General features: G+C 73.3%; 7 protein-coding genes. 4 read left to right on the forward strand and 3 right to left on the reverse strand.

The window, feature by feature from the left end; genetic code table 11:
- The coding region (locus ABD317_RS29075; RefSeq protein WP_344293553.1) for a DUF5691 domain-containing protein at positions 1–1,291 on the forward strand (1,291 nt) is incomplete at its 5' end.
- Between the two features lie 313 nt (positions 1,292–1,604).
- Here ABD317_RS29075 and icmB read toward each other — a convergent pair.
- The gene (icmB, locus tag ABD317_RS29080) at positions 1,605–2,018 is read right to left on the reverse strand and encodes a coenzyme B12-dependent isobutyryl CoA mutase small subunit (RefSeq protein ID WP_027755732.1); all 414 of its coding nucleotides are present in this window, start codon (positions 2,016–2,018) and stop codon (positions 1,605–1,607) included.
- 288 nt (positions 2,019–2,306) lie between these two features.
- On the opposite strand from icmB, the gene ABD317_RS29085 reads away from it, so the two are divergent.
- Positions 2,307–4,067, forward strand: coding sequence for a M23 family metallopeptidase (locus tag ABD317_RS29085; RefSeq protein WP_344293555.1), 1,761 nt, complete (start codon positions 2,307–2,309; stop codon positions 4,065–4,067).
- A 40-nt stretch (positions 4,068–4,107) separates the two neighbouring features.
- Here the strand turns inward: ABD317_RS29085 and pcrA are convergent, their stop codons facing one another.
- Positions 4,108–6,570: a DNA helicase PcrA gene (gene pcrA, locus ABD317_RS29090; RefSeq protein ID WP_344293558.1), complete on the reverse strand. Its 2,463-nt coding sequence runs from the start codon at positions 6,568–6,570 to the stop codon at positions 4,108–4,110.
- 182 nt (positions 6,571–6,752) lie between these two features.
- On the opposite strand from pcrA, the gene ABD317_RS29095 reads away from it, so the two are divergent.
- Positions 6,753–7,919, forward strand: coding sequence for a C40 family peptidase (locus ABD317_RS29095; RefSeq protein ID WP_344293560.1), 1,167 nt, complete (start codon positions 6,753–6,755; stop codon positions 7,917–7,919).
- A 26-nt stretch (positions 7,920–7,945) separates the two neighbouring features.
- Here ABD317_RS29095 and ABD317_RS29100 read toward each other — a convergent pair whose 3' ends face one another.
- Positions 7,946–8,299: a hypothetical protein gene (locus tag ABD317_RS29100; RefSeq protein ID WP_344293562.1), complete on the reverse strand. Its 354-nt coding sequence runs from the start codon at positions 8,297–8,299 to the stop codon at positions 7,946–7,948.
- Between the two features lie 249 nt (positions 8,300–8,548).
- Here ABD317_RS29100 and ABD317_RS29105 point away from each other — a divergent pair.
- Positions 8,549–9,242, forward strand: a 694-nt coding sequence (locus tag ABD317_RS29105; RefSeq protein WP_425582461.1) for a coiled-coil domain-containing protein, incomplete at its 3' end; no start/stop codon positions are given.

The raw sequence follows: 9,242 nt of genomic DNA on the forward strand, positions 1-9,242 counted from the left end.
CGACCTGCGCCCTCACGTGCTGGCTCTCGCCGGCCCGCGCGGGCTGTGGCTGGCCGAGCGGGCGCCGCAGTGGGCGCCGCTGCTGCGCGACGGCGCGGCCGGGCCGTCGCTGCCCGACCCGCACGACGCGGAAGCCGTCCGCGCGCTCTGGGAGGAGGGGCCGCGGGCGGGCGGCCCGGGGACCAGCCAGGTGCGCGGCGCGCTCTTCGCCGCGGTGCGCCGGGCCGACCCCGCCGGCGCCGTCGAGCTGCTGGCCTCGACGTGGTCCGGCGAGAAGGCCGAGGACCGGCTGGCGTTCGTGGAGCTGCTGCGCACGCGGCTGTCCCTCGCCGACGAGCCGTTCCTGGAGGCGGCGCTGACCGATCGCAGCCGCGGCGTACGGGCCGCCGCGGCCGACCTCCTCGCCGGGCTCACCGGCTCCGCGCTGGCCGGGCGGATGGCCGCGCGGGTGCGGTCGTTGGCGGTGCTCGACCGCAGCGAGGATCCGCCGGTGATCGCGGTGGAGGCGCCGTACGAGTGCGACGCCGCCATGCAGCGGGACGGGGTGGTGGCCAAACCGCCGGCCGGCATGGGCGAGCGGTCGTGGTGGTTCGGGCAGCTTGCCGCCGCGGCGCCGCTGGCGATCTGGACGGAGGTCTTCGACGGCCGGACGCCGGAGGAGATCGTCGCGCTGCCGGTCGCGGACGGCTGGCGGCCGGACCTGCTCGCCGCCTGGAGCCGCGCCGCCGCCCGGCAGCACGACTCCGCGTGGGCCCGCGCCCTCCTCGGCACCGCCCCGACCTCGCCCCCGGCCGAGCCGCCCGCCTTCACCGCCGGCCCGCCCGGCGCCGTGCCCTCCCCCGTTCCCGCCCCCGGCGGCAGCGCCGGCGGGGGCGAGCACGTACCCGGACGGGACCCCGCGCGGCTGCTCACCGCGCTGCCCGGGGCGGAACGGGCCGCCTGGGTGGCGGAGTTCATCTCGGCGCACGGGCTGTCGGAGGCGTTCCGGCTCCTCGGCGCCTGCGCCGTGCCGTGGCCCGAGGAGCTGGGCCGGGCCGTGGTCGACGCCCTGGAGATCGCGCGGGACGGCGGTAGCTATCCGTGGAGCTTCAGCGGGGTGATGGGTCTCGCGGAGCGCTGCCTCGACCCCTCGTACGCCGTCCGCCTCGAACCGCTCGCCGCGATGCACGAGGAGGCGGAGGAGAGTTCGCCGGGGGCCGCCGGGTACTGGTCGGAGGCCTTCCAGCGGCTGGTGGCCACGCTGCGGATACGTGCCGCGATGCGCGACGAGCTGGCCGCGCCGCGCCCCTGACCGGGGGCAGGAGGGGCGGCGAGCGGGGATCGTGGCCACAGCCTGGTGCAGCGCAACGCCCGCGGGCGGCCGGACCATCCGCCCCCGACGCCGCTACCACACCCGGCGCGGCGCGGCAGCGGCTGCCCGCCGGGCGGGGGGTCACCTGCGGAGTCGTGGCCCGGACGGTGACGCCCCGTCTTGGACGCGGTCCGGGCGGGGCGGGGGCAGTGCCGTACGTGCCGACGGCGGCGCCTGACCGGGCCATGACCTCGCGGGCAGCCGCGGGTTCAGGCCGTCACCGGACGCCCGCGCCCGCCGCCGCCCGCAGGGCTCACGCGCCCGCCGGCTCGCGGACGTTCGTGCGCACCCACTCCACCACCTCGGTCGTCGCCGCGCCCGGCGTGAAGATCTCCGCCACCCCCAGCCCCTTCAGCTGCGGGATGTCGTCTTCCGGGATGATCCCGCCGCCGAACAGCTTGATGTCCAGCGCGTCCCGCTCCCGCAGCAGCTCCACGACCTTCCCGAAGAGCGTCATGTGCGCCCCGGAGAGGATGGACAGGCCGATCGCCTCGGCGTCCTCCTGGATCGCGGTGTCCACGATCTGCTCCGGCGTCTGGTGCAGGCCCGTGTAGATGACCTCCATGCCGGCGTCGCGCAGCGCCCGCGCGATCACCTTGGCCCCGCGGTCGTGGCCGTCGAGTCCCGGCTTGGCCACCACCACGCGGATCGGACCGGTGCCACTCATCGCTGCCTCCATCGCGCGGTATCGCGCGTTCGTGAGTCCTTCGAGGTGTGAACGAACGTTATCCCCAGGATCGCGTACCCCGGCCGACCGCAACATGCCGGGAGGGGGAAATCACACGGCCGCCGACCGGCAAAACGGACAGTCATGGCCGTGGCCTTACCCTTGAGTACTCGAAAAATCGGGCAAGTGCCCCGAACGCGCCCCGGTGAAACCAGGGAAAGATTGTCGAGCCGTGGGACGCCCGGTACAGTCGCCGCAGTCTCCTGCTCCCGAGGCGAAAGAGAAGTGGTGAACGACCGTCCCCCGTCGGGCATCCCCACCCCGACCTCTCCCGCTGGCGACGCCTCCACCCTCGGAAGCCTCGACGGCTACGGGTACGGCTACGACGCCTCCGGCCACGGCGGCGGTTCCGGTGAAGAGCCTCTCCATCACGGGTATCAGGGCTACGACGGCTACGACGCCGGCCACGCGGTCGCCTACACCACCACCGGCTACGAGACCGGCGGCTATCTGACGCCCGACGTCGCCCCGTCCTGGGACACCGGCACGCAGTCCGCCGACTTCGGCGCGTACGACGCGAACGGCCTGTACGGCACGGCCGATCCCTACGCCGCCGCCCCCCACGCCTCCGGCGGCTACGACGTCTCCGCCCTCTGGTCGGAGGGCGCCGGCGACACCCCGGCCGGCGGCATCCCGCGGCAGGCGGGCCCGGCCGACGACTACGACTACGGATACCCCTCGGCGAGCGCCCCGACCGCCCAGTGGCACACCACCGGCGAGTGGTCGGGCTGGGACAACGGCACGCAGCACGGGGCCGCGCAGTACGACACCGGGCAGTACGACACCGCGCAGCACGAGGGCGCCCAGCACACCGGCGCGCCGTACGACCCGGCCGCCGGCTGGGACACCGGGCACTACGACGCCGCGGCCGCGGACGCGACGGGGTATCCGGCGGCCACGGCGTACGCCGAAGCCGTCGCGTACCCCGAGTCGTTCGCCGGCACCGCCACGGCCACCGAGGCGTACGACGAGCACGCCGCCTACGCCGTCGACACCGAACACGCCGCACCCGCCGGGCACACCGAGTACGCCGAGTACACCGAGCAGGCAGCCGACCCCGACGCGACGGCCGCCTGGGACTTCGCCGCCCTCGCCGAGCAGGAGGGGCTCGACGGGTTCGACGGGCCCGACCGCCCCGAGGCCGCCGAGACGTCCGAGACTCCCGAGGCGTCCGAGGCCCGCACGGCCGACGAGCCCGCGCCGGAGCCCGCGGGCGGCCGGACCGTCGGCGCTCCCGTCGGCCGCGCCGTACGCTCCAGCCGCCGCCGCTGTCCCAAGCGCTCCGCGCTGCTCACCGTCGCCGTGCCGTCCATCGCCGTCGTCGGCGTGGCCGGCGTCGCCGCCGCGTCCGTCACCGGCACCGGCGGCTCCGAGGACGACGGCAAGACCACGCAGGCGGCCCCCGAAGCGGCCGCCGCCAAGACCTCGAAGGCCAACGCCGCGCTCGACACGCAGCTGCGCGGGGTCACCGAGGACGCCGACGACTTCGCCGACCGCGCCAGCCGCACCCAGGAGCGGATCGACCTCAAGGAGAAGCAGGAGGCCGAGCGGAAGCGGGAGGCGGAGGAGGCGGCGCGCAAGGAGGCGCTGCGCCCGAAGTTCGCGGTTCCGGTCGACGACACCGGCCTCAGCGCGTACTACGGCCAGGCCGGCGTCAACTGGGTGTCGGTGCACACCGGCATCGACTTCCCCGTCTCGTACGGCAGCGAGGTGAAGGCCGCCACCGACGGCACGGTCACCACCCGTTTCGACTACGCGTACGGGAACATGCTCATCCTCACGGCCGCCGACGGCACCGAGACCTGGTACGCCCACCTCGACAGCTTCGCCGTCACCACCGGCCCCGTGCAGGCCGGCGACGTCGTCGCCTACTCGGGCAACTCCGGCAAGTCCACCGGCCCGCACCTGCACTTCGAGGTGCACCCCTACGGGGGCGCGGCCATCGACCCGCTCGCCTGGCTGCTGGACAAGGGCCTCGACCCGCAGTAAGCAGCCCGCGAGCGGTCAGCTACTCCGCCCGCCGCTACGGCTACAGCTTCTCCACCGGCGCGTACCGCAGCAGCAGCTTCTTCGCCCGTCCGTCGCCGAAGTCGATCGTCGCCTGCGCGTTCGCGCCCGAGCCGGAGACCTCCACCACCGTTCCCATCCCGAACTGGTCGTGCGTCACCCGGTCCCCCACCGACAGCGCGATCACCGGCCGCTCCGTCGCCCGCCCGGTGGCGAAGCCGGAGGGCCCCTGCCGCGTACGGGCGGACGACCCGGCCGACGACGCCAGCGCCGCCGCCGCGGAGTCCATCGGCGACCGGCTCCCGCCGCCCCGCGTGGCCGAGGCGCCGGTGCGCCGCCACTCCAGATACGCCGGGGGGATCTCGTCCAGGAAGCGCGACGGCGGGTTGTACGACGGCTGGCCCCACGAGCTGCGCAACACCGAGCGCGTCAGATACAGCCGCTGCTGCGCGCGCGTGATGCCGACGTACGCCAGCCGCCGCTCCTCCTCCAGCTCCTTGAGGTCGCCGAGGGCCCGCATGTGCGGGAAGACGCCGTCCTCCATGCCGGTGAGGAACACCACGGGGAACTCCAGGCCCTTGGCGGTGTGCAGCGTCATCAGGGTTATGACCCCGGAGCCGTCCGTCTCCTCCTCCGGGATCTCGTCGCTGTCGGCGACCAGCGCGACCCGCTCCAGGAAGTCGGCGAGCGTCCCCGGGCCCTCCTCGCCGCGCTCCTGCTCGAACTCCAGGGCCACGGCGGCGAGTTCCTGCAGGTTCTCGATGCGGGTCTCGTCCTGCGGGTCGGTCGACGCCTGCAACTCGGCGAGATAGCCGGTCCGCTCCAGCACCGCCTCCAGCACCGTGGCCGGCCCGGCGCCGGACTCCACGACCGTGCGCAGCTCCTCCATGAGAGTGTTGAACCGCTTGACGGCGTTCACCGAGCGGGATGCCATCCCGTACGCCTCGTCGACGCGGACGAGCGCCTGCGGGAAGGAGATCCGCTCGCGCTGCGCCAGCGCCTCGATCATCGCCTCGGCGCGGTCGCCGATGCCGCGCTTGGGCACGTTCATGATGCGGCGCAGCGGTACGGAGTCCTCGGGGTTGGCGAGCACGCGCAGGTACGCGAGGACGTCGCGGACCTCCCGGCGCTCGTAGAAGCGGACGCCGCCGACGACCTTGTACGGCAGGCCGACGCGGATGAACACCTCCTCGAAGACGCGGGACTGGGCGTTGGTGCGGTAGAAGACGGCGACGTCGCCGGCGCGGGCGTCGCCCGCGTCCGTCAGCCGGTCGATCTCGTCGGCGACGAACTGCGCCTCGTCGTGCTCGGTGTCGGCGACGTAGCCGACGATGGGCGCGCCGGCGCCCGCGTCCGTCCACAGGTTCTTGGGGCGGCGGGAGGCGTTGCGCTCGATGACGGCGTTGGCGGCGTTGAGGATCGTCTGGGTGGAGCGGTAGTTCTGCTCCAGCAGGATCGTGCGCGCCTGCGGGTAGTCCTCTTCGAACTGCAGGATGTTGCGGATGGTGGCGCCGCGGAAGGCGTAGATCGACTGGTCGGCGTCGCCGACGACGCACAGCTCGGCGGGGCCCTCCGGCGTCCCCCCGCGGTCCGCCCCGCGCTCGGCGCCGACGCTCCCGGCCCCAGTCTCCGCGGTCTCCGCCGCCGGCTCCGGCTCCGTCCCCTCCGCGTCGGCCGGGGGGCCGACCAGCTCGCGCACCAGCGTGTACTGCGCGTGGTTCGTGTCCTGGTACTCGTCGACGAGGACGTGGCGGAACCGGCGGCGGTAGTGCTCGGCGACGTCCGGGAAGGCCTGCAGCAGGTTCACGGTCGTCATGATCAGGTCGTCGAAGTCCAGCGCGTTGGCCTCGCGCAGCCGCGACTGGTACAGCCCGTACGCCTCGGCGAGCGTCTTCTCGTAGCCGTCGCCGGCCTGGGCCGCCCAGCTCTCCTCGTCGATCAGCTCGTTCTTCAGGCCGGAGATCCTGGCGCTGAACGCCTTGGGCGGGTAGCGCTTGGGGTCGAGGTCCAGGTCCCGGCAGACCAGGGACATCAGCCGGCGCGAGTCGGCGGCGTCGTAGATCGAGAACGAGGAGGTGAAACCGAGCTTCTTCGACTCGCGACGCAGGATCCGCACGCAGGCGCTGTGGAACGTGGAGACCCACATCGCGTTCGCGCGGGCGCCGACCAGCTCCCCGACGCGCTCCTTCATCTCGCCCGCGGCCTTGTTCGTGAACGTGATGGCGAGGATCTGGCCGGGGTGCGCCCGCCGCTTGGCCAGCAGGTACGCGATGCGGTGGGTCAGCACGCGGGTCTTGCCCGAGCCGGCGCCGGCGACGATCAGCAGGGGCGAGCCGGTGTGCTCCACGGCGGCGCGCTGCTGCTCGTTCAACCCGGTGAGCAGCGCTTCCGGGTCCGTGACGGGGCGGGGCGCGCCGTCGCGGTAGTACGGCTCGGGGACGCTGGCGGCGAAGGCGAGGTGACTGTCGTCGAAGAGGCTGCTCATCGTCCACAGAGTCTAGGGCGCCCCACCGACACCCCGCCCCGCCGACCGGGATGTCCGAGATATACGGAACAACTCCCTCCGGTCACGAATAGGTTTCGGGCATATCGAACATCAGACTTCACAGCAGTCCCATCGAGTGGCTACCGTGCTCCGCACTGCTTGGACGGAAGGAGTGGCCTGCCTTGGCTTCCCACCGAAAGCCGCGGACCCGGATCCTGGAGTCGCCGGCGGGGCGGCGCACGGCGGTCAGCGTCGGCTCCGCGGCGCTCGCCTCAGCGACCCTCCTCAGCCAGGAAGCCGGCGCGACCCCGGCCGAGCGGTCGATCGAAGACGTGCAGAAGGAAGTCGACCACCTCTACCACGAGGCGGAGCGCGCCACCGAGCGCTACAACGGCGCCAAGGAGCGCACGGCAGATCAGCGCGAGCGCGTCGAGCAGCAGCTCGACGAGGTGGCCCAGGAGACCGCGCGGCTCAACGAGTCGCGCCGCGAGCTGGGCCGCCTCGCCGCCGCCCAGTACCGCACCGGCGGAGTCACGCCCACCGCGACGTTCATGCTCGCCTCCGACCCGCAGACCTACTTCGACCAGGCGCACCTCATGGAGCGGCTGACGAACCACGAGCAGTCCGCCGTCGACCGGTTCCAGGTGCGCCAGGCCAAGGCCGCCAAGAAGCGCACCGAGGCGCAGGAGAGCCTGCGCGACCTCACCGAGTCGCAGGAGCAGCTGCGGGACTCCAAGAAGAAGGTCCAGAGCAAGCTGTCGGACGCGCGCCAGGTGCTGGACCGGCTCACCGAGCAGGAGAAGAAGCGGCTCGCGGAGCTGGAGCGCAAGCGCGAGGAGGAGGCGCGGCGCAAGGCCGAGGAGGCCGCGCGCCAGGCGGAGTTGGAGCGCCAGCGGCAGGCGGAGAAGGAGCGCGCCGAGCAGCGGCAGCGCGAAGAGGAACAGCAGCAGGAAGAAGAGCAGCAGGAGCAGGAGGAGCAGCCGCCGCCGGACACCGGCGCCTCGAAGGCGGACAAGGTGCTGTCGTTCGCCGAGGCCCAGCTGGGCAAGCCCTACGTGTGGGGCGCCACCGGCCCGGACTCGTACGACTGCTCCGGCCTCACCCAGGCCGCCTGGCGGGAGGCCGGCATCTCACTGCCGCGTACGACCTACGACCAGGTCAACGCCGGCACGCAGGTCGCCAAGGCGGATCTGCAGCCGGGCGACCTGGTCTTCTTCTACGACGACATCAGCCACGTCGGTATCTACGTGGGCAACGGGCAGATGATCCACGCCTCCAAGCCGGGCGACGACGTGAAGTACGAGTCGATCGACTACATGCCGTTCCACAGCGGCGTGCGCCCGGGCTGATCGGGGGGAGTACGGCGGCGCGGGGCTCAGGTCCAGGTGGTGGCGATGACGACGTTGGTCATGGTCAGGAGCCCGATGGCGGCGAAGTAGCCCTTCGGGACGCGCTCTTCCGAGCGCTTGAGGAAGACCATGACGAGGATCCCTATCAGGATCACGCCCTTCACGCCGAGCTTCGTCTGGTTCAGCTCCACGTCGTCGGCCTCGTTGAGACCGGAGAGAATGAAGCCGGTGACGAGCATGACCAGCGCCCCGTGCACCATCGAGGGCGCTATCCGCACGTCGCCCGTGCTCAGCGACTTCATCTGGGTCAGCCACCCGCCGAGGAGCGCGGCGATACCGATGATGTGCGAGGCGACGAAGAGGTTGATGAGTACGTCCATGGCACGCGAGCGTAGCGGTCCGTAACAGACCCCGCTCACGGGGGCGACCGCTTCACCACATCGGTCACGGACACGAACCCGCGGCTCAGTTCGGCGTGTTCGGACGATCACAATCCGTCATCTCAGGGCGGTGCCGGTAAGTCTCCGTCATCCCCTCCTGCAGCGGCGCGCCCTCGGCCTAGCGTCTCGGCGGCGGCCCGCTCCCCGTGCGGGCCGCCGCCTGACCGTGAGGAAGGGGTGAACGCCCCCGTGGCGTCCCACAGGAAGCGCGGCCACCGCCGCACCGCCGTCGGCCGCACCGTCCGTGCCCGTACCGCCGGGGCCATCGCGCTCGTCGGCGCCGCCGCCACCGCCCTCGGCGGCTTAGCCCACGCCGACCCGCAGCCGGCCGCGGAGGTCGGCGACCGGGTCGACCGGCTGCACCACGAGGCCGAGCAGGCCGTCGAGAAGTACAACGGCGTCGCGGAGCGCGCCGACCGTGCCGAACGGGACCTCGACGACCTCCGCGACGAGGCCGCCCGCAAGACCGCCCGGCTGAACGACGCCCGCAACGCCCTCGGCTCGTTCGCCACCGCCCAGTACCGCAACGGCACCGCCGACCCCACCGTGCAACTCGCCCTCTCCGCCGAGCCGGAGGACTACCTGCGCCGGGCCGCGCTGCTGGAGCGGGTCGGCAACCGGCGGGCCGCCGCGCTCGCGGACGTCGGGCGACAGCTGCGGGAGGTCGAGCAGGTGCGCGCGGAGGCGCGCGAGCGGCTGACCGAGCTGCAGGACGCGCGGGCGGAGCTGAAGCGGCGCAAGCGCACGATCGAGGGCAAGCTCGCCGAGGCCCGCCGGCTGCTCGGCACCCTCACCGCCGAGCAGCGCGACGCCGTCCTCGGCGCCGACGGACACGGCGGGCCGGCGGGTGCGGGCGGCGCGGCGGGCGACGCGGCGGCGCACG

Source organism: Streptomyces synnematoformans, from assembly GCF_039531005.1.
GTDB classification, from domain to species: Bacteria; Actinomycetota; Actinomycetes; order Streptomycetales; family Streptomycetaceae; genus Streptomyces; species Streptomyces synnematoformans.

Coding starts and splice junctions, on each gene's coding strand:
- pcrA (WP_344293558.1), bottom strand. CDS start 6,570: ATGAGCAGCCTCTTCGACGACAGTCACCTCGCCTTCGCCGCCAGCGTC.
- icmB (WP_027755732.1), bottom strand. CDS start 2,018: ATGAGTGGCACCGGTCCGATCCGCGTGGTGGTGGCCAAGCCGGGACTC.
- ABD317_RS29100 (WP_344293562.1), bottom strand. CDS start 8,299: ATGGACGTACTCATCAACCTCTTCGTCGCCTCGCACATCATCGGTATC.